24 protein-coding genes are annotated in these 23,560 nt (G+C 61.7%); 5 read left to right on the top strand and 19 right to left on the bottom strand.

Going from position 1 to position 23,560, the window contains the following annotated elements; translation table 11 throughout:
* Positions 1–190: 190 nt before the first annotated feature.
* From ACIOVD_RS16200 to ubiE, 9 genes are all read right to left on the bottom strand, one after another.
* Positions 191–898, bottom strand: a complete 708-nt coding sequence (locus ACIOVD_RS16200; RefSeq protein WP_401129051.1) for a 16S rRNA (uracil(1498)-N(3))-methyltransferase — start codon at positions 896–898, stop codon at positions 191–193.
* Positions 895–1,689: a twin-arginine translocase subunit TatC gene (gene tatC / locus ACIOVD_RS16195; RefSeq protein ID WP_095167298.1), complete on the bottom strand. Its 795-nt coding sequence runs from the start codon at positions 1,687–1,689 to the stop codon at positions 895–897. The genes ACIOVD_RS16200 and tatC overlap by 4 nt, the downstream gene beginning before the upstream one ends.
* The gene (gene tatB / locus ACIOVD_RS16190) at positions 1,686–2,105 is read right to left on the bottom strand and encodes a Sec-independent protein translocase protein TatB (protein WP_095167297.1); all 420 of its coding nucleotides are present in this window, start codon (positions 2,103–2,105) and stop codon (positions 1,686–1,688) included. The genes tatC and tatB overlap by 4 nt, the downstream gene beginning before the upstream one ends.
* Before the next feature lie 10 nt (positions 2,106–2,115).
* Positions 2,116–2,394 (bottom strand): twin-arginine translocase TatA/TatE family subunit, encoded by a 279-nt coding sequence (locus ACIOVD_RS16185; RefSeq protein WP_095167295.1) that lies wholly within the window; start codon positions 2,392–2,394, stop codon positions 2,116–2,118.
* A 25-nt stretch (positions 2,395–2,419) separates the two neighbouring features.
* A complete protein-coding gene (locus ACIOVD_RS16180; protein ID WP_095167293.1) occupies positions 2,420–2,752 on the bottom strand; it encodes a phosphoribosyl-ATP diphosphatase in 333 nt (110 codons plus the stop codon).
* Entirely contained in the window at positions 2,745–3,146 is a 402-nt protein-coding gene (gene hisI / locus ACIOVD_RS16175) for a phosphoribosyl-AMP cyclohydrolase (RefSeq protein WP_095167291.1), read from the bottom strand. The genes ACIOVD_RS16180 and hisI overlap by 8 nt, the downstream gene beginning before the upstream one ends.
* Positions 3,147–3,327: 181 nt before the next feature.
* Positions 3,328–4,932 (bottom strand): ubiquinone biosynthesis regulatory protein kinase UbiB, encoded by a 1,605-nt coding sequence (ubiB, locus tag ACIOVD_RS16170; RefSeq protein ID WP_095167289.1) that lies wholly within the window; start codon positions 4,930–4,932, stop codon positions 3,328–3,330.
* Positions 4,929–5,552: an SCP2 domain-containing protein gene (locus tag ACIOVD_RS16165; protein WP_095167287.1), complete on the bottom strand. Its 624-nt coding sequence runs from the start codon at positions 5,550–5,552 to the stop codon at positions 4,929–4,931. The genes ubiB and ACIOVD_RS16165 overlap by 4 nt, the downstream gene beginning before the upstream one ends.
* The gene (gene ubiE / locus ACIOVD_RS16160) at positions 5,552–6,322 is read right to left on the bottom strand and encodes a bifunctional demethylmenaquinone methyltransferase/2-methoxy-6-polyprenyl-1,4-benzoquinol methylase UbiE (RefSeq protein WP_095167285.1); all 771 of its coding nucleotides are present in this window, start codon (positions 6,320–6,322) and stop codon (positions 5,552–5,554) included. The genes ACIOVD_RS16165 and ubiE overlap by 1 nt, the downstream gene beginning before the upstream one ends.
* Before the next feature lie 155 nt (positions 6,323–6,477).
* On the opposite strand from ubiE, the gene ACIOVD_RS16155 reads away from it, so the two are divergent.
* The 3 genes from ACIOVD_RS16155 (at position 6,478) to ACIOVD_RS16145 (ending at position 8,502) form a co-directional block, all read left to right on the top strand.
* On the top strand, positions 6,478–6,753 hold the full coding sequence (locus tag ACIOVD_RS16155) for a polyhydroxyalkanoic acid system family protein (RefSeq protein ID WP_095167283.1): 276 nt from the start codon (positions 6,478–6,480) through the stop codon (positions 6,751–6,753).
* Positions 6,754–7,217: 464 nt separating this feature from the next.
* Positions 7,218–7,640: a phasin family protein gene (locus tag ACIOVD_RS16150; protein ID WP_095167281.1), complete on the top strand. Its 423-nt coding sequence runs from the start codon at positions 7,218–7,220 to the stop codon at positions 7,638–7,640.
* 10 nt (positions 7,641–7,650) lie between these two features.
* Positions 7,651–8,502, top strand: coding sequence for a phasin family protein (locus ACIOVD_RS16145; protein ID WP_095167279.1), 852 nt, complete (start codon positions 7,651–7,653; stop codon positions 8,500–8,502).
* 75 nt (positions 8,503–8,577) lie between these two features.
* Here ACIOVD_RS16145 and ACIOVD_RS16140 read toward each other — a convergent pair whose 3' ends face one another.
* From ACIOVD_RS16140 to ACIOVD_RS16095, 10 genes are all read right to left on the bottom strand, one after another.
* The gene (locus ACIOVD_RS16140) at positions 8,578–9,198 is read right to left on the bottom strand and encodes a TetR/AcrR family transcriptional regulator (RefSeq protein ID WP_095167277.1); all 621 of its coding nucleotides are present in this window, start codon (positions 9,196–9,198) and stop codon (positions 8,578–8,580) included.
* Positions 9,199–9,263: 65 nt separating this feature from the next.
* Positions 9,264–10,946 (bottom strand): class II poly(R)-hydroxyalkanoic acid synthase, encoded by a 1,683-nt coding sequence (gene phaC / locus ACIOVD_RS16135; protein WP_320333459.1) that lies wholly within the window; start codon positions 10,944–10,946, stop codon positions 9,264–9,266.
* Between the two features lie 56 nt (positions 10,947–11,002).
* Positions 11,003–11,860 carry a poly(3-hydroxyalkanoate) depolymerase gene (phaZ, locus tag ACIOVD_RS16130; protein ID WP_095167273.1) on the bottom strand — a complete coding sequence of 286 codons (858 nt, stop codon included), beginning with the start codon at positions 11,858–11,860 and terminating at the stop codon, positions 11,003–11,005.
* A 155-nt stretch (positions 11,861–12,015) separates the two neighbouring features.
* On the bottom strand, positions 12,016–13,695 hold the full coding sequence (gene phaC, locus ACIOVD_RS16125) for a class II poly(R)-hydroxyalkanoic acid synthase (RefSeq protein WP_401129044.1): 1,680 nt from the start codon (positions 13,693–13,695) through the stop codon (positions 12,016–12,018).
* Positions 13,696–13,954: 259 nt separating this feature from the next.
* Complete coding sequence (locus ACIOVD_RS16120) at positions 13,955–14,335, bottom strand: gamma-butyrobetaine hydroxylase-like domain-containing protein (protein WP_159993258.1); 381 nt, start codon at positions 14,333–14,335, stop codon at positions 13,955–13,957.
* Positions 14,336–14,418: 83 nt separating this feature from the next.
* Positions 14,419–15,756 carry an HslU--HslV peptidase ATPase subunit gene (gene hslU, locus ACIOVD_RS16115; RefSeq protein ID WP_095167267.1) on the bottom strand — a complete coding sequence of 446 codons (1,338 nt, stop codon included), beginning with the start codon at positions 15,754–15,756 and terminating at the stop codon, positions 14,419–14,421.
* A 53-nt stretch (positions 15,757–15,809) separates the two neighbouring features.
* The gene (gene hslV / locus ACIOVD_RS16110; RefSeq protein ID WP_093425160.1) at positions 15,810–16,340 is read right to left on the bottom strand and encodes an ATP-dependent protease subunit HslV; all 531 of its coding nucleotides are present in this window, start codon (positions 16,338–16,340) and stop codon (positions 15,810–15,812) included.
* Between the two features lie 247 nt (positions 16,341–16,587).
* Positions 16,588–17,286 carry an SPOR domain-containing protein gene (locus ACIOVD_RS16105; RefSeq protein WP_095167265.1) on the bottom strand — a complete coding sequence of 233 codons (699 nt, stop codon included), beginning with the start codon at positions 17,284–17,286 and terminating at the stop codon, positions 16,588–16,590.
* A 1-nt stretch (position 17,287) separates the two neighbouring features.
* Positions 17,288–19,024: an arginine--tRNA ligase gene (gene argS, locus ACIOVD_RS16100; protein WP_401129041.1), complete on the bottom strand. Its 1,737-nt coding sequence runs from the start codon at positions 19,022–19,024 to the stop codon at positions 17,288–17,290.
* A gap of 158 nt (positions 19,025–19,182) precedes the next feature.
* Positions 19,183–21,402, bottom strand: coding sequence for a primosomal protein N' (locus ACIOVD_RS16095; RefSeq protein ID WP_401129039.1), 2,220 nt, complete (start codon positions 21,400–21,402; stop codon positions 19,183–19,185).
* A gap of 169 nt (positions 21,403–21,571) precedes the next feature.
* Here ACIOVD_RS16095 and rpmE point away from each other — a divergent pair, with 169 nt between their 5' ends.
* Together rpmE and ACIOVD_RS16085 are read left to right on the top strand one after the other, a co-directional pair.
* A complete protein-coding gene (rpmE, locus tag ACIOVD_RS16090) occupies positions 21,572–21,790 on the top strand; it encodes a 50S ribosomal protein L31 (protein ID WP_095167258.1) in 219 nt (72 codons plus the stop codon).
* Positions 21,791–22,122: 332 nt separating this feature from the next.
* On the top strand, positions 22,123–23,391 hold the full coding sequence (locus ACIOVD_RS16085) for a malic enzyme-like NAD(P)-binding protein (protein WP_159993264.1): 1,269 nt from the start codon (positions 22,123–22,125) through the stop codon (positions 23,389–23,391).
* The last annotated feature ends 169 nt before the right edge of the window (positions 23,392–23,560 follow it).

Genomic DNA, 23,560 nt, shown 5'->3' with positions numbered 1-23,560 from the left:
GTTGACGGTGATCAGCAGGGTCATCAGCAAGACCAGGCCGAAGCCGATGCCCAGCTTGCGATTTACGCTCACATTGCCAAGGTTCTCGGCTAACCATCGGTACATGCTGCAGACTCCCCATTGATTCGAATTATGGAGAGTCTATCGGCCGACTAAAGAGAATCTGTAGGTGCTCCTACGATCCTGGGGATCAGAATAGGCGAGCGAGCAGTGCGGTGACTGCGGTTTCGACTCGCAGGATACGCTCGCCGAGCTGTACCGGTTGCAGTCCGGCCTTGCCCAGCAGGTCGATTTCGTAGGGGATCCAGCCGCCTTCCGGGCCGATGGCCAGGGTCACGGGCTCGGTCAGCCCGCGAGGGCAGGGTGGGTAGTTGCCAGGGTGGCCGACCAGCCCGAGGGTGCCCTCGACGATGGTCGGCAGGCGGTCTTCGACGAAGGGCTTGAAGCGTTTTTCGATGACTATTTCCGGCAGCACGCTGTCGCGGGCCTGCTCCAGGCCGAGGATCAATTGTTCGCGAATCGCCTCGGGCTCGAGGAAGGGGGTCTGCCAGAAGCTCTTTTCGACCCGGTAGCTGTTGACCAGCACCACCTTGGGCACGCCCATGGTGGCCACGGTCTGGAACACCCGGCGCAGCATCTTCGGCCGAGGCAGGGCGAGGACCAGGGTCAGGGGCAGCTTGGCCGGCGGTGGCTGGTCAAGGCTGACCTGCAACTCGGCTTCGCCGGGTTCCAGGCGCAGCACTTGGGCCGCACCCATCAGCCCGCCGATGCGTCCGACGCGCATGCTGTCACCGACTTCGCAGCGGTGCACTTCCTGCATGTGGGTCAAGCGCCGATCGCGCAGTACGACCCGGTCGGGCGCAATGAAATCGGCCTCTTCGAGGAGCAGCAGGTTCACGGTTGGGTCGCTGGCGGCTGGTCGTTGTGATCGTCAGCCGGCTGGTCGTCCGGATGCTCGCCACGTTTACTGATCAGGCTGCCGAACAGGATGCCGATCTCGAACAGCATCCACATCGGCACGGCCAGCAGGGTCTGGGAGAAGATGTCCGGCGGGGTGAGGATCATGCCCACTACGAAGCAACCGATGATCACGTACGGGCGGATCTTGCGCAGGTACTTGACGTCGACCACGCCGATCCATACCAGCAGGACCACGGCCACCGGGATCTCGAACGCCACGCCAAAGGCGAAGAACAGCGTCATGACGAAATCCAGGTAACTGGTGATGTCGGTCATCATCTCCACGCCGGCCGGGGTGGCAGCGGCGAAGAACTTGAAGATCAGCGGGAACACCAGGAAGTAGGCGAACGCCATGCCGGCATAAAACAGCACGATGCTCGACACCAGCAACGGCACGGCAATGCGCTTCTCGTGCTTGTACAGGCCCGGTGCGATGAAGCCCCAGATCTGATGCAGGATCACCGGGATCGCCAGGAACAGCGAGACCATCATGGTCAGCTTCAATGGCGTCAGGAAGGGCGACGAGACGTCGGTGGCGATCATCGTCGCACCCGCCGGCAAGTACGCCCGCAGCGGTGTCGAGACGAAGGTGTAGATCTGCTGGGTGAAGGCAAACAGCCCGGCGAAGATCAGGAAGATCGCCGCGACACAGCGCAGCAGGCGGGTACGCAACTCGGTGAGGTGCGAGACCAGCGGCATGTGTTGGTCGTTCTCTGGAATATCGCTCATGGGGCTCGCGGCGCCGGTGTTGGGTCGTGGGGAGCAGGCGCAGCGGTGGCCGCCGGCTCGGTGACAGGTGCGCTGACGGTGGCCGCTGCTGGCTCGACTGCCGCGGTGCTCACCGCTGGGGCAGGCGTGGCTGGGGAGATCGGCGTTTCAGTTGGCGTCGGCTGCTGCTGGAGCGGATTGAGGATTTTGCGCGCCTCCTGCTCCAGCGACAGAATGTGCTCGTTGTGCAGTTGCCGACGGATTTCGTCGGCACCGATTTCACGCTCAACTTCCTGTTTGATCGCGTTGAAGCTGCGCTTCAGGCGCCCGACCCACAGGCCGGCGGTGCGCGCAGCGCCCGGCAGACGCTCGGGGCCCAGCACCAGCAGGGCAACGAGGCCGACAAGCAGCAGTTCAGAGAAGCTGATACCAAACATTAGTCTGTGCTCACGAGTCTTTGCGGGTCGGCTCTTCGACTTTCTGGGCCTGCACGTCAATGGTGTGCGGCTCGTTCAGGGTCGAAGCCTGTGGCTGCACGGGCGGTGCTGGCTGTGCGGTCGGTGGGACCACCGGTTCGGCGGGTTTTTCGTCATCGTTCATGGCCTTGCGAAAGCCCTTGATCGATTCGCCAACGTCGGTGCCGAGGTTTTTCAGTTTCTTGGTGCCGAATACCAGCACTACCACCACCAGAATGACGACCCAGTGTTTCCAGTCAAAAATGCCCATCTTGCTGCTCCTCTCTAATCGTTATTCAGTTGGCTGGACGCGAGGCTTTCTCGTCGTGCCCGGACAGGCCGAAGCGGCGGTCCAGTTCGTCGAGTACCGCCTGCGGATGCTGCCCTAACTGGGCCAGCATGACCATGCTATGGAACCACAGGTCGGCGGTTTCGTAGATGACATCGCTGCAATCTCCGCTGACGGCGGCGTCTTTGGCGGCAATGATGGTCTCGACCGACTCTTCGCCGACTTTCTCCAGAATCTTGTTCAGGCCCTTGTGGTAAAGGCTGGCGACATAGGAACTGTCGGCGGCGGCGCCTTTACGCTCTTCCAGCACCTGGGCCAGGCGGGTCAGGGTGTCACTCATGGCTGTGTCCTGCAGAGTAAATGGCGTGCGGGTCCTTGAGCACCGGGTCGACGGTTTTCCAGTCGCCGTTCTCGAATACGCGGTAGAAGCAGCTTTGGCGCCCGGTATGACAGGCGATGTCGCCGATCTGCTCGACCATCAGGATGATCACGTCGGCGTCGCAGTCCAGGCGCATCTCATGCAGGGTCTGCACGTGGCCGGACTCTTCGCCCTTGCGCCACAGCTTGCCACGCGAGCGTGACCAGTAGATGGCGCGGTTCTCGGCAGCGCTGAGCTCCAGTGCTTCGCGGTTCATCCAGGCCATCATCAGCACGCGCCCGGTCTTGTGGTCCTGGGCGATCGCCGGCACCAGGCCGTCACTGTCCCATTTGATCTCGTCCAGCCAGTTTTTCATCTTCGATTCCTGAAAGCAGCTACAAGCTTTGAGCTTCAAGCTGCAAGTAAAAGCCTGTGCCTTGTGCTTGCGTCATGTGTACACCACGAATTTGCTTGCAGCTTGCAGCTTGCAGCTTGCAGCTTGCAGCTTGCAGCTTGCAGCTGTTCTGGCTCAGTGTGCCAGCCGACAACCCGGCTGGCTATCGGCGAACGACCAGATACAAACCCACCGCGAGCATAATTGCGCCCGGCCAGTGGCCCAGTTCGTTCAGCGGACCACCGGCCAGCAGGATCGCACCGCCAGCCAGGTGGGCGGCACCGAGCAGGCGCAGGAACCAGTCGTCCGAGCGCCGATGCCAGGCCACGGGCGGGTTGGCGGCGTGGGGTTGGGTCATGCGTTCGAGCAGATCGCGGGTCATGTTGGCCAGGTGCGGCAGCTGCTCGACCTGGTTGTGCAGGTTGCCCAGCAGGGTTTTCGGGCTGACGCGTTCGCGCATCCAGCGTTCGAGGAACGGCTGGGCGGTGTTCCACAGGTCCAGGTCCGGGTACAGCTGGCGGCCCAGGCCTTCGATGTTGAGCAGGGTCTTTTGCAGCAGGACCAACTGCGGCTGGACTTCCATATTGAAGCGCCGAGCCGTCTGGAACAGGCGCATCAGCACCTGGCCGAAGGAAATATCTTTTAACGGTTTTTCGAAGATCGGTTCGCATACCGTGCGGATCGCCGCTTCGAATTCGTTGAGTTTGGTTTCCGCCGGTACCCAGCCCGAGTCGATGTGCAATTGGGCGACACGCCGGTAATCGCGCTTGAAGAAGGCGAACAGGTTGCGCGCCAGGTAGTCCTGGTCTTCCGGGGTCAGGCTGCCGACGATGCCGCAATCGATGGCAATGTACTGCGGGCTCCACGGGTTGACCGTGCTGACGAAGATGTTGCCCGGGTGCATGTCGGCATGGAAGAAGCTGTCACGGAACACCTGGGTGAAGAAGATCTCCACGCCGCGTTCGGCGAGCATCTTCATATCGGTGCGCTGGTCGGCCAGGGTTGCCAGGTCGGTGACCTGGACCCCGTAGATGCGCTCCATCACCAGTACTTTTGGCCGGCACCAGTCCCAGTAGACCTGGGGCACGTACAGCAGGGGCGAGCCGTCGAAGTTACGCTTGAGTTGGCTGGCGTTGGCCGCTTCACGCAGCAGGTCGAGTTCGTCGTAGATGGTTTTTTCGTAGTCCTGGACCACGTCCACCGGGTGCAGCAGGCGCGCATCGGCGGAGAGTTTTTCCGCGGTGCGGGCGAGGATGAACAGCCACGCCAGGTCTTGCGCGATGATCGGTTTGAGGCCTGGGCGAATGACCTTGACCACCACCTCTTCGCCGCTTTTCAGCTGCGCGGCATGCACCTGGGCTACCGAGGCCGAGGCCAGGGGCTCGATGTCGAAGCGGCTGAACACCTCGCTGATCTTTTTCCCCAGTTGCTCTTCGATCAGCTTGACGGCCAGTTGCGAGTCGAAGGGTGGTACTCGGTCCTGCAGCAGCATCAGCTCATCGGCGATGTCTTCGGGCAGCAGGTCGCGGCGAGTGGAGAGGATCTGCCCGAACTTGATGAAGATCGGCCCCAGGTCCTGCAGGGCCAAACGCAGGCGCGCGCCCCGGCTCAGTTCCAGGGTCTTGCGCGGGAACCAGCGCCACGGCAGGGCATAACGCAGTGCCAGGAGGAACCAGGGCAATGGCAGGGCGAACAGCAGGTCATCGAGGCGGTAGCGGATCACGACGCGCTGGATGCGCAACAGACGGCGGACGGCGAGCAGCTTCATGCGTTATCGCTTGAGTCGAGGGATCGGGAAAGACGCTCCAAGCGCGCCTCAAGACGTTCCAGATCGAGTTTGATCTGGTCCAGCTCACTGAACCGCGCTTCGGCTTCGCGTTGCCCGACCAGGGTACGCGACTCTTCGGCGAGGTATTCGGCCAGGTTCTGGTTCAGGCTGGTGAAGCCTTGTTGATACCAGCGCGCGCGGCTGCGCAGGTGGCCGCCGAGCAGTTGCGTGGCGACTGGGCCCAGCCAGCGTGCGAGTTCGTACTCCCAGTCCAGCTCCAGGTCCTGCAGCACGCCAGCCAGCTCCAGCAGCACGCCGCTGTCACCGTCCAGCTCGACTTGCGGGCTGTGCAGCACTGCGGTCTTGTCCTTGCTGATGGCCAGCTTGAGCAAGCTGGCCGCCGGTGCGCGCAGGGTGCAATCGGCTTCGGCTGCCCAGTGGGCCGCCAGCATCAGGCCCTCATCGCTGGGCAGGATGAACAGCTGCAACGCCGGGCTGCGGCACTCGACGGCAATGACCTTGCCGTTCAAATGGGCCAGGCGCGGCAGCGCCGTGCTGTCGAGCCGCAGGACCCGGTTCAGGCCGAGTTCGACGCTGGCGAGCAGGCCGGCGAGCAACATCAGGGCTTGATGCCGCGGTGCAGGGCAACGATGCCTGAGGTCATGTTGTGGTAGGTCACTCGGTCGAAACCGGCCTCGACCATCATCGACTTCAGGGTTTCCTGGTTCGGGTGCATGCGGATCGACTCGGCCAGGTAGCGATAGCTTTCCGGATCATTGAGGATCAGTTTGCCGACCATCGGCATGAAGGCGAACGAGTAGGCGTCGTAGACCTTGGACATCAGGGCGTTGGTCGGCTTGGAGAATTCCAGCACCAGCAGGCGGCCGCCAGGCTTGAGTACACGCAGCATCGAGCGCAGGGCGTCTTCCTTGTGGGTGACGTTGCGCAGGCCGAAGGCGATGGTCACGCAATCGAAGTGGTTGTCCGGGAACGGCAGCTTTTCCGCGTCGGCCTGGACGAACTCGATGTTGCCGGCCACGCCTTTGTCCAACAGGCGGTCACGACCGACCTTGAGCATGGATTCGTTGATGTCGGCCAGCACTACCTGGCCGGTCGGGCCGACCAGATGGGAGAACTTGGCAGCCAGGTCACCGGTACCGCCGGCGATGTCCAGGACCCGATTGCCTGCGCGCACACCCGACAGCTCAATGGTGAAGCGCTTCCACAGGCGGTGCATGCCGCCGGACAGCACGTCGTTCATCAGGTCGTACTTGGCCGCTACCGAGTGGAACACCTCAGCGACTTTTTCCGCTTTCTGGCTTTGCGGAACGTTTTTGAAGCCGAAGTGTGTGGTGGGTTCGGCATCGCTGCCTTTGCGCTGATCAGTCATATCGCCGTCACCAAAAGAGAATGCGCGACATTCTAATCCCCAGGGCCTGCTTTGTCTTGGCAAGGCTGAATGTAAGATAGGCAACCGCCGGGACCTTTTGACGCAGTCGGGGTCAAGATGTCTTGAGCAAGTCCCGATCAATCAGGAGTCAATCAATGGCCCGTATTAGTGTTGAACGTGCCCACGGCCTGGGCAAGGAAGCGGCGCGCGAGAAGGCCGATAAACTGGCCGAGAAGCTGGCTGCACAGTATGGCCTGGAGCCCAAATGGGCGGGCGATACCCTCAATCTCAAGCGCTCGGGGGTCAAGGGAGCAGTGCATGTGGGTGAGGATTCAATCCGGGTCGATGTCGAGCTCGGCCTGCTGATGTCGGCGATGAGCGGGACCATCAAGGCGGAAATCGAAAAAGCCCTGGATAAAGCTCTGGTCTGATTGTGAAGTATCCAGCATCGATGCGGCCTGACACGCCGCCATCGCGGGCAAGCCCGCTCCCACAAAGATTGTGGGTGTATGCAAAATCAGTGAGCACCCAAGGCGCACTGTGGGAGCGGGCTTGCCCGCGATGTGAGGCCGGTCCATTCAACATCGATAGTGCCTGACCCACCGCCATCGCGGGCAAGCCCGCTCCCACAAAGATTGTGGGTGTATGCAAAATCAGCGAGCACCCAAGGCGCACTGTGGGAGCGGGCTTGCCCGCGATGAGGCCGGTCCATTCAACATCGATAGTGCTTGACCCACCGTCATCGCGAGCAAGCTCGCTCCTACATAGGTTTGTGGTGTATCCAGCGGTTTGTGTCGGTTCTTAGGGTGCCGTTTCTAATTTTTCTACCTACCTTGTGCCTGAGCCCGACTCTTTTGCGGGCAGTTCCTCAAACCTTCTGCGCGTGAGGTGCACCATGGCCAAAGTTACTTTGAAGAAAAAAACTGACGTTCAACCTGCCCCGGTGAACGAAGTGAAATCCTATGCCCGCAAGATCTGGCTGGCAGGCCTGGGTGCCTACGCCAAGGTCGGTCAGGAAGGCAGCGAATACGTTCAAGAGTTGATCAAGGCTGGTCAATCTGTTGAAAAGAAAGGCAAAAAAGTTGTTACGGAACAACTTGAAGCGGCCAACACTCAGATTGATAACGTCAAGGGTGATGTAGTCAGTCTCAAGGACCGCGTTGAAGTGCAGCTTGATAAAGTCGAGAAGGCTTTTGATACGCGTGTCGCCAGTGCCTTGAATCGTGTCGGCATTGCGTCTAAACATGACGTTGAGACACTCTCTGCTAAGCTCGATGAGCTAACGGCATTGCTCGAACGTGTCGCGCGTAAACATTAAGGAGAACGGGATGGCTGGTAAAAAGAATACTGAAAAAGAAGGCAGCTCGTGGATCGGGAAGGTCGAAGACTACTCCCGCAAAATCTGGCTTGCTGGTTTAGGCGTGTACTCGAAGATCGACACTGACGGTAGCAAGCTCTTCGATACACTGGTCAAGGATGGCGAGAAAGCCGAGAAGCTCACCAAGAGCGCTGTCGGTAAAAAAGTCGACGCCGCCAAGGACTCCGCTTCTTCGGCCAAGTCGCGCATCAGTGGGGTCAAGGATCGCGCGCTGGGCAAATGGGACGAACTGGAAGGGGCTTTCGACAAGCGCCTGAACAGTGCCATTTCGCGCCTCGGCGTGCCGAGCCGCAACGAAGTGAAAGCCCTGCACAGCAAGGTCGATACCCTGACCAAGCAAATCGAAAAACTCACCGGCGCCAAGGTTGCCCCCGTAGCGGCCAAAACCGCAGCGGCCAAACCGGCAGCCGCCAAGACTGCCGCCAAGCCACTGGCCAAGGCTGCAGCTAAACCGGCTGCCAAGCCAGCCGCCAAGCCGGCCGCGAAAACCGCAGCTGCCAAGCCTGCCGCGGCCAAGCCCGCCGCAAAACCGGTTGCCGCCAAAGCCGCTGCCAAACCCGCCGCCAAACCTGCGGTGAAAGCTGCAGCAGCGAAACCTGCCGCCAAACCCGCAGCCGCGAAAAAGCCGGTAGCCAAGAAGCCTGCAGCCCCCAAAGCTGCCGCACCGAAAGCCCCAGCTGTCGCTGCCAAGCCGGCCACTGCGGCTGCTGCGGTCAGCCCGGCGAACTCCGCCGCCGCGCCAGCACCTGCTGCGACCCCGACTGCTACGCCAGCACCTTCGGCGCCAACCAGTCAGTCCTGATATTCCCGGGACAGATAAAAACGCCCGGCCTGCGAAGGTCGGGCGTTTTTGTTTGCGCGAATCGGCATCCAGCCCTTACGCCTGGCCTTCGAGGTATTGCAGCGCCAGGCGCTCGGTGGCGAGCTTGGCCGGCGGCAGCAGGTGGGGGGCGACCAGCATCATGATCTGGTAGACCACCACCCGCACTTCACCTTCACGGTCGAGAATTCGCTGGTAGTCCAGGGAGAACAGTAGGGTCATGGTGATCTGTTCGACCAGTTGGCCCAGGGCCTGGGTGTCGCTGACCAGTTGGCCTTCGGCCTTGAGCCGGGCGAGCAGCGAGGCCAGGGTGCGCTTGATGGCATTGAGCAGGTTGCGGATGCCCTTGGCCAGTTTCGGCAGGCGTCCGGCCAGGTTCGACAGGTCCTGGAACAGAAAGCGGTAGTGCGCCAGGCGCTCGATGATCAGGTGCAGGAACAGCCAGTAGTCTTCCGGCGCCAGCCGGGCGTCCGACGGCGGATCGAGCAGCGGCGTCAGTTCACTCTGGAAACGTTCGAACAACCCCAGGATCAACGGCTCCTTGCCGTGGAAGTGGTAGTAGAGGTTGCCGGGGCTGATCCCCATTTCGTTGGCAACTTCCATGGTCGAGACGTTGGGTTCGCCCTTCTGGTTGAACAACAACAGGGCACATTCGAGAATCCGGTCGCGGGTTTTCATCCAGTCTTCTTAGTTGTCGAGCCTTGATTGCCACGGCCTGTTCCCGGCCGTGGCGTCGAGAAAAATCAGCGCACCCGTACGTAGGTACCGGGCGCCGCCTCCATGGGTGGGTAGTGCTGATTGCCCAGGGCCATCAGGGTTTCCCGTTGGGCGCCGGAGCGCTCCTGGATCCAGGCAAGCCATTGGGTCCACCAACTGCCGTCGACATGGCTGGCGTCGTAGTACCAGGCCCGAGGGTCGCTGGTCAGCTTTTCACTTTCGACGTAGTTGGCCTTGGGGTTGCCCGGCGGGTTGAGGATGCTCTGCACGTGACCGCTGTTGGACAACACGAAGCGGCGGTTGCCGCCAAGTAGGAGCGTGGAGCGGTACACCGCATCCCAGGGCGTGATGTGATCGTTGATCCCGGCCACGCTGAAGCTGTCGACGTTGACCTTCTGCAGGTCGATCGGCGTACCGCACACTTCGAGGCCGCCCGGATGGGTCAGCGGGTTGTGTTTGAAGAAGTCCAGCAGGTCGCCGTGAAAGGCGGCCGGCAGGCGCGTGTTGTCGTTGTTCCAGTAGAGGATGTCGAACGCGGGCGGCTCCTTGCCCAGCAGGTAGTTGTTGACCCAGTAGTTCCAGATCAGGTCGTTGGGGCGCATCCAGGCAAATACCTTGGCCATGTCGCGGCCTTCGAGCACACCTTGCTGGTAGGAGCGTCGCTTGGCCGCTTCCAGGGTCTGCTCGTCGGCGAACAGAGTGGCGGGGCTGTCGAGCTGGCTGTCGAGCAGGCTGACCAGGTAAGTGGCGCTGGAGATGCGCCGCAGTTGCCGTTTGGCTTGCAGGTGGCCCTGCAGCGCAGCGATGGTCAGGCCGCCGGCGCAGGCGCCCATCAGGTTGACCTCGCGGCTGCCGGTGATGGCCCGGCACACGTTCATGGCTTCTTCCACGGCCTCGACGTAGCTGGACAGGCCCCATTCGCGGTGGCGCACATCCGGGTTGCGCCAACTGATCATGAACACCTGCAGGCCGTTTTTCAGGGCGAACTGGACGAAGCTGTTGCTGGGGCTCAAGTCAAAGATGTAGTACTTGTTGATCTGCGGCGGCACCACCAGCAACGGCTTGGCGTACTGCTTTTCGCTCATGGGCTTGTATTGCATCAGCTCCAGCAGTTCATTGCGAAACACCACCGCGCCGGTGGTGGTGGCAACGGTCTTGCCGACCTCGAAGGCGTGCTTGGTGATCTGGCTGGGCAGCCCGTTGTTGTGCATCAGGTCATCGAACAGATGGCTCAGGCCGCGGACCAGGCTGTGGCCGCCGGAGTTGAACAGCTCCTTGATCGCCAGCGGGTTGAGCAGGGTGTTGGAGGGCGATACCGCATCGTTGAGCAAGGTGAAGGCAAAGTGCGCGCGGGCGCGATCGTCATCGGGCATGCCGCTTTCGTCGATCCAGCGTTTGACTTGTTTCTGCCAGCTCAGGTAGGCCTGCAGGCTGCGTCGGTAAAACGGATTGAGGGTCCAGCTGGGGTCGGCAAAACGAGTGTCGGCGGCGTTGGGTTGGTGCAGGGTCTCACCCAGCAACACGCGGCCCAGTTGGCCACCCAGTGCCAGTGCGTGCCGGGCACTGTGTACCGGGTGACGCAAGCCGTGGGCGGCGACGTTGCGCAAGGTCGAGAGCAGGTCCCGGCCGCGCAGACCGGTGATCGCACTCTGGGCATTGATGAATGCAGCGGCTGTGGGCAAGGTGCCCGGCGCTGGTTTGTCTCGCATGAGTCAACACTCCTTCGTCAAGCCGTGAACAAGTCCCTCATTCCCGCCAGCGCACCTCAGGTGCCGCCATAGGGTGCCGGGTGCGGGTGCATCACCGCCCGCTGCCGTTCTTCCTGGAGGAACTTCATGATGATCGGGGCGACGGCCTCGGCCCGGGTGATCAGGAATAAATGACCGTCGTCGATTATGTGTAGCTGGGCGTTGGGAATACGCCAGGCGAGCAGGCGCATATTGACCAGCGGGATCAGCGGGTCGTCGTCACCGGCCAGCACCAGGGTTGGCTGGTGGATCTTGTGCAGCCAGTGGATGCTGGTCCAGCCCAGCCCCGCGAAGAGCTGCCAGTAGTAGCCCAGCTTGCCGGCGGAGCGGACTTTGCTGGCGTGGTCGGCGGCGAGGTTAGGGTCACGGCGAAATGAGCCACCGTAGATCATCGGCGCAATGCGAATCACGTGGGATGGTTGGATATAACGCCGTGGGCTGGCCATCATCCACAGCACTTTCGGCTTGCCCGGCACCATCACCGCGCCGGCCGCCGTGGCCGCCAATACCAGCTTCTTGCAGCGCTCGGGGTAGTCATGGGCGAACTGCTGCGCCAGGGCGCCACCCCAGGACACGCCGATCACGTTGACCTGGCCGTAGTCGAGGTAATCGAGCATTCGGGCGGTCAGCTTGGCCAGGCCGGGAAAGCGATACGGCCGGCGCGGTGTCGATGAACCGCCGACACCGGGCACGTCGAAGGCAATCACTTCCAGGTCCGGGTCCAGCGCCTGGACGAACGGAAACACCAGCTCCAGGTTGGCGCCGATGCCGTTGAAAATCAGCAAGGGCGTCAAGTGAGGCTTGCCGGGGCGTACCGCAGTGCGGAGGGTCTGGCCATCCAGGTCGACGGTACGAAAGATGAACGGTTGCGGCATGCTTCAAGCCCTGTGGGTCACGTTCTCAAATTCATCCTCGGCAACCTGTGGGAGCGGGCTTGCCCGCGATAGCGGGGGATCAGTCAGCGCATTGGCTGAAGCTGCTGCCGTCATCGCGGGCAAGCCCGCTCCTACAAAGGGGCGAGGTGTGTCAGTTATCGTTCGTGTACGTAGGTCCCTGGTGCTGCTTCACCCGCGGTAAAGGTCTTGTTGCCGAGTGCGCTCGGGGCTTTTTTCAGCTTGCCCGCGCGCTCGGCCTGCCAGGCCTGCCAGTGCAGCCACCAGGAGTCGGTGTGCTTGGTCGAGTTTTCTTGCCACTGATCAGCGTTCGATGCCGTCTCGGTGCTGGTCATGTAGCGCGATTTCGGGTTGCCCGGCGGGTTCAGGATGCTCTGGATATGGCCGCTGCTGGACAGCACGAATTCGACCTTGCCACCAAACAGCTGGGCCGACTTGTAGCAGGACTTCCACGGGGTGATGTGGTCGTTGGTGCCGGCCAGGGAATAGACATCGGCCGTGACCTGCTTGAGGTCGATGGGCGTGCCGCACACTTCCAGTGCATTGGGGCGGATCAGTGGGTTGCTTTTGAACATTTCGATCAGGTCGCCGTGGAACGCCGCCGGCAGGCGGGTGGTGTCGTTGTTCCAGAACAGGATGTCGAAGATCGGCGGTTCGTTGCCCAGCAGGTAGTTGTTGACCCAGTAGTTCCAGATCAGGTCGTTGGGGCGCATCCAGGCGAAGACCTTCGCCATGTCCCGACCCTCAAGCACTCCGGCCTGGTAGGAGTGGCGCTTGGCGGACTCCAGGGTCTGCTCGTCGACGAACAGCGCCACCTGGGAGTCCAGGGTGGTGTCCAGGACGCTGACCAGCAGGGTCAGGGAGTTGACCTTCTTCTCGCCGGTCGCCGCGTAGTGGCCGAGCAGGGCAGTGCAGGTGATGCCGCCGGAGCAGGCGCCCAGCATGTTGATGTCTTTGCTGCCGGTGATCGCGGTGACCACGTCGACCGCTTCCTTGAGCGCCTCGATGTAGGTCGACAGGCCCCACTCGCGTTGCGCCTTGGTCGGGTTACGCCAGCTGACGATGAAGGTCTGCAGGTTGTTGCGCAGGCAGAAGCGCGCCAGGCTTTTTTCCGGGCTCAGGTCGAATACGTAGAATTTGTTGATCTGCGGCGGTACCACCAGCAGGGGGCGCTCGTGAACCTGTTCGGTGATGGGCCGGTACTGGATCAGCTCCAGCACGTCGTTGCGAAAAATCACCGCACCTTCGGTGGTGCCCAGGCTCTTGCCGACTTCGAAGGCGCCCATGTTGACCTGGCTCGGCATGCCACCGTTGTGTACCAGGTCCTTGGCCAGGTGGGAGAGGCCGTCGAGCAGGCTCTTGCCGCCGGTCTCGAAGAAGCGTTTGACGGCAGCGGGGTTGGCCGCGCTGTTGGTCGGGGCCATGGCTTCGGTCATCAGGTTGATGACGAAGTGTCCGCGGTTGATGTCCTGCTCCGACAGGTTGCTGTCGCCGATCCAGTCGTGGAGCTCCTTGCGCCAGGCCAGGTAAGTTTGCAGGTAACGTTTGTAGAGCGGGTTCTGGCTCCAGGCCGGATCGTTGAAGCGACGGTCATCGCCTTCGGGTTGCAACTCGGATTTGCCGAACATCACATTCTTCAGCTCGAGGCCGAAATGGGCCACGTGCTTGACGCTGTGAATGGGTTGTTTGATGGCCTGGGTCAGCACCATACGGGCAGAGGTAAGCAGATCTTTGCGACGCAAGCCGATGACAGGATTGAGCCCCAAGGTGTTTTCCGAGGCTTGGCGTTTCAGGTCATCGTTATTCTTGTTACTCATCTACGACGCTCCATTGTCCTGAGACGAGTACCTGAGTCTTGCTGTGTAGTCACACAGCCAATGCCAGGTACTACTGCTCGGGTGACCGTTAATTGCACATCGCTGATTTTTTACATCAGGGAGCGCTGCACAGAACTTGCCAGCTCCATTGGTTACCCGAGTTTAATTTTTTTCGCAAGCGGGCCAATGGAGGGTCCTGGGCGGGAGCATTCAAGCAGATGAAATTAGAAAATGCCTTCTAATGAGCGTAAGCCCCGGTCTAGAGCATCAGCTTGACTACGGACTCACTCGGATCGCGGGACTTTCCGGCGGCTTTGAGTTCACCAAGATAATCTTCCCAGAGGGCGTCCTGGCGCTGTGCCAACTGGTAGAGGTAATCCCAGGTGAAGAGGCCGCTGTCGTGGCCGTCGTCGAAGGTCAGTTTCAGTGCGTACTGGCCGGCCGGTTCGACCTTGCTCAGTCCTACGCCGATCTTGCCAAATTGCAGGATGGGTTTGCCATGGCCCTGGACCTCGGCGGAGGGGGAGTGCACCCGAAGGAACTCGGCGCTCAGTTGATATTCCTCGCCGGAGGGATATTTGAGCGACAGGGTTTTCGAGGCTTTGTGCAGCTTGATATCGGTGGGAAGCGGGGTTGTCATGGGGCTGGTCGTCCGTCATTGCGAGGGACCTGTGGGAGCGAGCCGGCTCGCCCCCACAGGTCCCTTATCGCAGTAGAAGTGACCTACAGGATATAACGGGACAGGTCTTCGTTTTGCGCCAATTCGCCCAGGTGGCTGTTGACGTAGTCGGCGTCGATGCGGATCGGCTGGTCGCTGTGGGCGCTGGCCAGGTCGCCGGCACTGAACGAAACCTCTTCGAGCAGGCGCTCGAGCAGGGTGTGCAGGCGACGGGCACCGATGTTCTCGGTCTTCTCGTTGACCTGCCAGGCGATCTCGGCCAGGCGCTTGATGCCGTCCGGCTGGAACTCGATGGCCAGGCCTTCGGTTTTCAGCAGGGCGCAATACTGCTCGGTCAGGGATGCGTGCGGCTCGCTGAGGATACGCTCGAAGTCTTCCGGCGACAGGGCCTTGAGTTCAACGCGGATCGGCAGGCGGCCTTGCAGTTCAGGCACCAGGTCGCTCGGCTTGCTCAGGTGGAATGCACCGGAGGCGATAAACAGGATGTGGTCGGTCTTGACCATGCCCAGCTTGGTGTTGACTGTGCAGCCTTCGATCAGCGGCAGCAGGTCGCGCTGTACGCCTTCGCGGGAGACGTCGACGCCACCGGAATTGCCGCGCTTGGCGACCTTGTCGATTTCGTCGATGAACACGATGCCGTGCTGCTCGACCGCTTCCAGGGCCTTGGCCTTGAGTTCCTCGTCATTGACCAGGCGGCCGGCTTCTTCGTCGCGGACCAGCTTGAGCGCTTCCTTGACCTTGAGCTTGCGGTTCTTGCGCTTGCCCTTGCCCATGTTGGCGAACAGGCTCTGCAGCTGGTTGGTCATTTCTTCCATGCCCGGTGGCGCGGAGATATCGACGCCCGCGGCTTCGGCGACTTCGATTTCGATCTCCTTGTCATCCAGCTGGCCTTCGCGCAGGCGCTTGCGGAACAGTTGGCGGGTGTTGGAGTCCTGGGCCGGGGCTTCTTCGTTGTTGAAACCGGTGCGTGCCGGTGGCAACAGGGCATCGAGGATGCGCTCTTCGGCGGCGTCTTCGGCGCGGTGACGAACCTTGATCATTTCCTGTTCGCGCAGCAGCTTGATAGCGGCATCGGCCAGGTCACGAATGATCGACTCGACGTCGCGGCCAACGTAGCCGACTTCGGTGAACTTGGTGGCTTCGACCTTGATGAACGGTGCGTTGGCGAGCTTGGCCAGGCGCCGGGCGATTTCGGTTTTGCCGACACCGGTCGGGCCGATCATCAGGATGTTCTTGGGGGTGACTTCGACGCGCAGTTCTTCGGGCAGTTGCATCCGGCGCCAGCGGTTGCGCAGGGCGATGGCGACGGCGCGCTTGGCGTCGTCCTGGCCGATGATATGGCGATTGAGTTCGTGGACGATTTCACGGGGAGTCATGGACATAATAATTGGCGGACCTCAGGCAAGAGTGAGCGGTGGCGCGCAGCCACGCACGCTTACTCGGCGCAGTCCTGCTCCTCAATGGTCTGGGTGTGGTTGGTGAAGACACAGATGTCGCCGGCGATGCCGAGGGCGGTTTCGACGATTTCCCGGGCCGACAGGTCGGTTTTTTTCAGCAGGGCGCTGGCTGCCGCCTGGGCGTAACCACCGCCGGAACCCATGGCGATCAGGCCGTTCTCGGGTTCAACCACATCGCCATTGCCGGTGATAATCAGCGAGGCGTCTTTGTTGGCGACCGCGAGCATTGCTTCGAGGCGGCTCAGGGAGCGGTCGGTACGCCATTCTTTGGCGAGCTCGACCGCGGCACGGACCAGGTGGCCCTGATGTTTTTCCAGTTGGCCTTCAAAACGTTCGAAGAGGGTAAAGGCGTCGGCGGTGGCGCCAGCGAAACCGGCGATAACCTGGCCGTGGTACAGGCGACGAACTTTTTTCGCGTTGCCTTTCATCACGGTGTTGCCCAGGGAAACCTGGCCGTCGCCGCCCATGACGACTTTGCCGTGGCGGCGAACTGAAACGATGGTGGTCAAGGGAAGAGTCTCCACGCAGCGGGGCGAAAATGCCTTATGCCAACTCATATGGGGGTGCTGTGGCGTTTTTCAACTGCGCGGCGGTAGAGGGGACGAGTGGTGGTGGGTCGCAGGTCATCCTGGTGGGAGCGAGCCTGCTCGCGAAAGCGTTGTATCAGTCGCCATCAATGTTGACTGAATGTAGGCCTTCGCGAGCAGGCGGAGCGCCGTCCGACTCGCTCCCACAGGAGGGGGGGTGATCGTGCTGTCAGCGGCTCTGGCGTTGTTGTAACAACAGATTGCTGAAGCCGCTGCCCGCCAATTGTTTCTGGGCGGTGGTCAATTGTTCGCGGTTGCTGAACGGGCCGACCAGCACGCGGTACCAGGTTTCGTCCTTGACCGTGCCGGACTCGACCGAAACCGCCTGGCCGAGCAGGATGATCTGTGCACGGACCCGGTCGGCGTCGGCTTCCTTGCGGAACGAGCCGGCCTGCAGGAAGAACTTGGTCACCGGGGCCGCCTTGGCCACCGGAGGCGCAGGCGGTGGGGTCAGGCCGCTCAAGGCTGCCTGGGCGCGCGCGGTGTCGATCTTCGCCGCTTCTGCTGGCGTAACCGGTGCCACGGGCGCGGTCTGCGGTGTTGGCAGGGTTTTTTCAGGCACGGCGTCCGGCGGCACAATCACTTCCGATTCCGGCAGCAGGGTGTAGAAGTCGTACTTGGGCTTCACCGGTTGCTGTGGGCTCGGCGGGGTCTTGTTGGCCTCGGCCATGCGCGTGGCTTTCTGTTCTTCCTGCTTGACCCGCTTGACGTCATCGCCCTTGCCCGGCTCCAGCTTCATCAGGAACACGATGAAGGCGCCCACGGTCAGGCCGATGGCCATCCATAGCCAGCCCGGAATCGGCTGTTTTGCAGGAGCTTGGTAACGGCTGGCGCCACGCTTGGGTGCAGGTTTTTTCTTGGCAGCCAACTTACATACGCTCCAGTGTTTCCAGGCCCAAGAGTTCCAGGCCTTGCTTGAGGGTGCGACCGGTCAGCGCGGCGAGGCGCAAGCGGCTCTGCATCTGTGCCGGGGTTTCGGCGCTGAGGATCGGGCAGTTCTCGTAGAAGCTGGAGAACAGCCCGGCAACGTCGTACAGGTAAGTGCAAAGGATGTGCGGCGTGCCTTTCTCGGCGACGTTGTTCAGCACTTCACCGAACTGCGCCAGCTTGGCTGCCAGTTCGTGTTCGTGCGCGGCCTCGAGGACGATCTGCCCTTGGACTTCGTTGAAATCCTTGCCCAGTTTGCGGAACACGCCAGCCACGCGGGTGTAGGCGTACAGCAGGTAAGGCGCGGTATTGCCTTCGAAATTGAGCATCAGGTCGAAGTTGAAGCTGTAGTCGCTGGTGCGGTGCTTGGACAGGTCGGCGTATTTCACCGCACCGATGCCCACCACCTTGGCGATGTTGCGCAGGTCGGCCTCGGCCAGCTCCGGGTTCTTTTCCTTGACCAGGGTGTAGGCGCGCTCCTTGGCTTCGTTGAGCAGGTCGATCAGCTTCACGGTGCCGCCATCACGGGTCTTGAACGGACGGCCATCAGCGCCGTTCATGGTGCCGAAGCCCATGTGTTCCATTTCCATTGGATGGGTCACGAAGCCGGCCATGCGTGCCACGGCGAATACTTGCTGGAAGTGCAGGGCCTGGCGCTGGTCGACGAAGTACAGGGCGCGGTCGGCCTTGAGCACGCCGCTGCGGTAGCGCACGGCGGCCAGGTCAGTGGTGGCGTACAGGTAGCCGCCATCGGCCTTGACGATAATCACCGGCAGCGGGTCGCCGTCGGCATTCTTGAATTCGTCGAGGAACACGCACTGGGCGCCGTTGCTCTCGACCAGCATGCCTTTGGCCTTGAGGTCGTTGACCACATTGATCAGGTCGTCGTTGTAGGCGCTTTCGCCCATGACGTCGGCCATGGTCAGCTTGACGTTCAGTTGTTCGTAGATTTTCTGGCAGTGCGACAGCGAGATGTCCTTGAACTTGGTCCACAGGGCCAGGCATTCCGGGTCGCCGGCTTGCAGCTTGACCACCAGGCCACGGGCGCGGTCGGCGAACTCTGCGGATTCGTCGAAACGTTGCTTGGCGGCGCGGTAGAAGTTCTCCAGGTCCGACAGCTCGTCGCTGGTGATCGGGTTTTCCTGCAGGTAGGCCATCAGCATGCCGAACTGAGTGCCCCAGTCGCCCACGTGGTTCTGGCGGATCACGGTGTCGCCGAGGAACTCCAGCACGCGGGCCACGCCGTCGCCGATGATGGTCGAGCGCAAGTGGCCGACATGCATCTCTTTGGCCAGGTTCGGGGCCGACAGGTCAACCACGGTGCGCTGCACGGGACCGGCCTTGCGCACGCCGACTTTGGCGTCGGCCAGGGCCGCATCCAGGCGCGATGCCAGGGCCTGGGTGTTCTGGAAGAAATTGAGGAACCCCGGGCCGGCGATTTCTGCCTTGCTGACGTTTTCGTCGGCCGGCAGGGCGGCAATGATTTTTTCCGCCAGGTCGCGGGGTTTCATGCCGGCCGGCTTGGCCAGCATCATGGCGATGTTGCTGGCGAAGTCACCGTGGGTCTTGTCACGGGAGTTCTCCACCTGAATCGCCGGCGTCAGGCCTTCAGGCAACACACCGTCGGTAACGAGTTGGGTGAGGGCTTGCTGGATCAACTGGCGAATGGTGTCTTTCATGGTCTTCTCTTTCAACCGCAAAGCGGCGGCGCGTCAATGCGCAGGTGGAAAAACTGGACATTATCCCTTGCGAAGTCGGGCTTGCCAACCTTAGCAGGCCGGTTACGGATATGTGGTGACAAATCGGCTGCCATGGCGGGCAGACGACTTGCAGGCGGTCAATACAAATCGACGGGGTCGACATCCAGCGACCAGCGCACCGCGCGAGCGCTGGGCATCTGCTCCAGCACCAGTAGCCAGCTGCTTAACAGTCGATGCAGGGGCGCTCGGGCCGTGGCTTGCAGCAACAGTTGCGCGCGATAGCGTCCGGCGCGGCGTTCCATCGGTGCGGGCACCGGGCCCAGCAGCTCGATGCCACTGAGGTTCTGCTCGGCCAGCAACCGCTCCGCCTCGCTGCAGGCCTCGTCGAGGAAACCTTCGGCCTGCCCGGGCTTGTGCGCTTCGGCGCGCAGCAATGCCAGGTGAGCAAAAGGCGGCAGCCCCGCGGCGCGGCGTTCGCTCAGGGCCTGTTCGGCAAAGGCGAAGTAGCCCTGCTCGGTCAGTTGCACCAGCAACGGATGGTCCGCCAGGTGGGTCTGGATGATCACCTTGCCCGGCTCTTCGGCGCGCCCGGCGCGTCCGGCAACCTGGACAATCAACTGGGCCATGCGCTCGCTGGCGCGGAAGTCGCCGGAAAACAGGCCGCCGTCGGCATCGAGAATCGACACCAGGGTGACGCGGGGAAAGTGGTGTCCCTTGGCGAGCATCTGGGTGCCGACCAGAATGCACGGCTGGCCTTTCTGGATGGTGGCGAACAGTTGGTTCATCGCGTCCTTGCGCGACGTACTGTCGCGGTCGACCCGCAGCACCGGAAAGTCGGGGAACAGGATGCCCAGGCGTTCCTCGGCGCGTTCGGTGCCAGCACCCACTGGGCGCAAGTCGACTTTGCCGCACTTGGGGCAATGCCGCGGGACGCGTTCGACATAACCACAATGGTGGCAGCGCAGCTCGCCGGAGCGTTGGTGCACGGTCATCCGTGCATCGCAGCGCTGGCATTCAGACATCCAGCCACAATCGTGGCACAGCAGGGTTGGGGCAAAGCCGCGGCGATTGAGAAATACCAGCACTTGCTGGCCGGCGGCGAGGGTCTGGCCAATGGCTTGTTGCATCGGCCCGGAAATGCCGCTGTCCAGCGGACGGCTTTTCACATCCAGGCGCAGGAAGCGCGGCTGTTTTGCGCCGCCGGCACGCTCATTCAGGCGCAGCAGGCCGTAACGACCGGTGTAGGCGTTGTGCAGGCTTTCCAGGGACGGCGTCGCGGAGCCAAGGACGATCGGAATGTTTTCCTGGCGGGCTCGCACCAGTGCCAGGTCGCGGGCGTGGTAGCGCAAGCCTTCCTGCTGTTTATAGGAGCCGTCGTGCTCTTCATCGATGATGATCAGGCCAGGGCTCTTCATGGGCGTGAACAATGCCGAGCGAGTGCCGATGATAATGTCGGCATCGCCGTCGCGGGCGGCCAGCCAGGCCTCCAGGCGCTCGCGGTCGTTGACTGCCGAGTGCACCAGGGCGATTCGCGCATTAAAACGCTGCTCGAAGCGCGCCAGGGTCTGCGGTCCGAGATTGATCTCCGGGATCAGGACCAGCGCCTGTTTACCGGCCTCCAGGGTTTTGCGGATCAGTTGCAAATACACTTCGGTCTTGCCGCTGCCCGTCACGCCGGCCAGGAGAAAGGCATGGAAACTGTCCAGGCCAGCGCTGACGGCTTCGTAGGCGGCGCGCTGCTCCGGATTCAAAGGCAGTTCCGGCTGGGCCAGCCAGTGTTCGTGACGCTCGCCGGGGGCGTGCTTGCGGATCTCCACCTGCACCAGTTCCTTGGCCAGCAGCAGGTCGAGGCTGTCCTTGCTCAGCATCAGCTTGCTCAACAACTGATGGGCCACGCCGTGGGGATGCTGGGCCAGGGTCGCCAGGGCTTCGCGCTGGCGCGGGGCGCGAGCGATGCGCGGGTCGTCGAGCCTGGCCCCGGGGCTGATCGACCAGAAGCGCTCCTGGCGCGCCTCGGCCAGTTCGCCCTGGCGCAGCAGGACCGGCAAGGCCCAGCTCAGGGTGTCGCCGAGGCTGTGCTGGTAGTACTGGGAGGTCCACAGGCACAGCTTGAACAATGACGCCGGCAGCGGTGGCGTGGCATCCAGCAGCGCGAGGGCCGGCTTGAGCTTTTCTGCCGGGACTTCGCTGTGGTCGGTGACCTCCACCAGGATGCCGATCATCTCGCGCCGGCCGAAAGGTACCCGCAGGCGCATCCCAGGGTGCAACTGCGCCCGCAGCACGCCCGCCGGGGCGCGGTAATCGAACAGGCGGCGCAAGGGCGAAGGCAGGGCGAGGCGCAGGATGGCGTCGGGCACGCGGGGGATTCTCTATAGGACGGGCGGTGAAGAAGGGCCGGAGCCTAGCAGACGGTCGGCATCAGGGACAGCTTGCGTGATTTGGAAGGTCTGGTAGAATCCGCGGCCTAATTACGTGCGGTATTCAACAATGGTGTTGAGTGGCGGCACGCTAGCCTGAGGAATCACCATGAAAGCCGATATCCATCCAACATACGAAATCACCGCAGTTACCTGCAGCTGTGGCAACAAGTTCGAAACTCGTTCGAACCTGGCCAAGCCTCTGGCGATCGACGTATGCAACGAGTGCCACCCGTTCTACACCGGTAAGCAGAAGACTCTGGATACTGGCGGCCGTGTACAGCGCTTCGCAGATCGCTTCGGTGCTTTCGGCGCGAAAAAGGCCTAAGGCCAATCAGCCTGGAAGGCCATTGCGGCTTTTGCAGATTGATGAAAAAGGCGTCCCTGGTGGACGCCTTTTTTTATGCCCGGGATTTGTCGCGGGGCCTGAAGAGAGCCTGTTGTGGTGCTGCCCAGTCACTTGCGGGCAGGCTTGGATAAATAATTGTAGACATTTTTTATGGCGATTGTGAACAGTTGAGCCCTTGTGTTCCGTGGCTCTTGGCCCAAAGTCGTAGGGCAGGGCGCTTGACAGGGGTGACTGGTCAGTCTTGTGGGGACTTTGCCAGGCGCGTATCCTCGCTGACCAGTCTGTCCAACAGTAAAAAGCGGAATGCCCCCATGTCTGATCTGAAAACTGCCGCTCTCGAATATCATGCCCATCCTCGTCCAGGGAAGCTGAGTGTCGAGCTCACCAAGGCCACCGCTACCGCTCGCGACCTGTCGCTGGCCTACAGCCCCGGCGTAGCCGAACCAGTTCGCGAAATCGCCCGCGATCCTGAACTGGCCTACAAGTACACCGGTAAAGGCAACCTGGTTGCAGTGATTTCCGATGGCACCGCGATTCTCGGCCTGGGTAACCTCGGCCCATTGGCTTCCAAGCCAGTCATGGAAGGCAAGGGTGTACTGTTCAAGCGTTTCGCTGGTATCGACGTGTTCGACATCGAAGTCGACTCCGAGAGCCCGCAAGCCTTCATCGACACCGTCAAGCGCATCTCCATCACCTTCGGTGGCATCAACCTGGAAGACATCAAGGCCCCTGAGTGCTTTGAGATCGAACGTGCTCTGATCGAGCAGTGCGATATTCCGGTGTTCCACGATGACCAGCACGGTACCGCGATCGTAACCGCGGCCGGCATGATCAATGCCCTGGAAATCGCTGGCAAGACCCTTGCCGATGCCAAGATCGTTTGCCTGGGTGCAGGCGCTGCGGCCATCTCCTGCATGAAATTGCTGGTGAGCATGGGCGCCAACATCGAAAACATCTACATGGTCGACCGTACCGGCGTGATCCACTCCGGCCGTGACGACCTGAACCAGTACAAGGCAGTCTTCGCTCACGCGACCGACAAGCGCACCCTGGCTGACGCCCTGCAAGGCGCAGACGTGTTCGTTGGCCTGTCCGGCCCGAACCTGTTGAGCGCTGAAGGCCTGAAGTCCATGGCGGCCAACCCGATCGTGTTCGCCTGCTCCAACCCTGATCCAGAGATCGCCCCGGAACTGGCGCACGCCACCCGTGACGACGTGATCATGGCCACTGGTCGTTCGGACTACCCGAACCAGGTCAACAACGTACTGGGCTTCCCGTTCATCTTCCGTGGTGCCCTGGACGTTCGCGCCAAGCGCATCAACGAAGAAATGAAAGTAGCCGCTGCCAACGCCCTGCGTGAACTGGCCAAGCTGCCTGTGCCACAGGAAGTGTGCGATGCCTACGGCGGCATCAAGCTGGAATTCGGTCGTGAGTACATCATCCCGAAACCAATGGATGCCCGCCTGATCACCGTGATCTCCGATGCCGTGGCCAAGGCCGCCATCGAGACCGGCGTAGCGACCCTGCCGTATCCGAAGAACTACCCGCTGAAAAGCGTGGATGATGTGTTCAACGGCTGAGTAGCAGTCCCATAAAAAACCCTGGCTGAAGAGCCAGGGTTTTTTTATGGGTAAGCTTCAAGCTTCAAGCTTCAAGCTTCAAGCTTCAAGCTTCAAGCTGCAAGTCAGGAGCGGCGCATCACTGCTTTTCTCTTGTAGCTCGTAGCTCGTAGCTCGTAGCTCGTAGCTC

The organism is Pseudomonas sp. NPDC087626, assembly GCF_044743405.1.
Taxonomy (GTDB): Bacteria; Pseudomonadota; Gammaproteobacteria; order Pseudomonadales; family Pseudomonadaceae; genus Aquipseudomonas.
The sequence above is the reverse complement of the archived record's forward strand: the minus strand, read 5'-3'. Positions and strand labels throughout refer to the sequence as shown.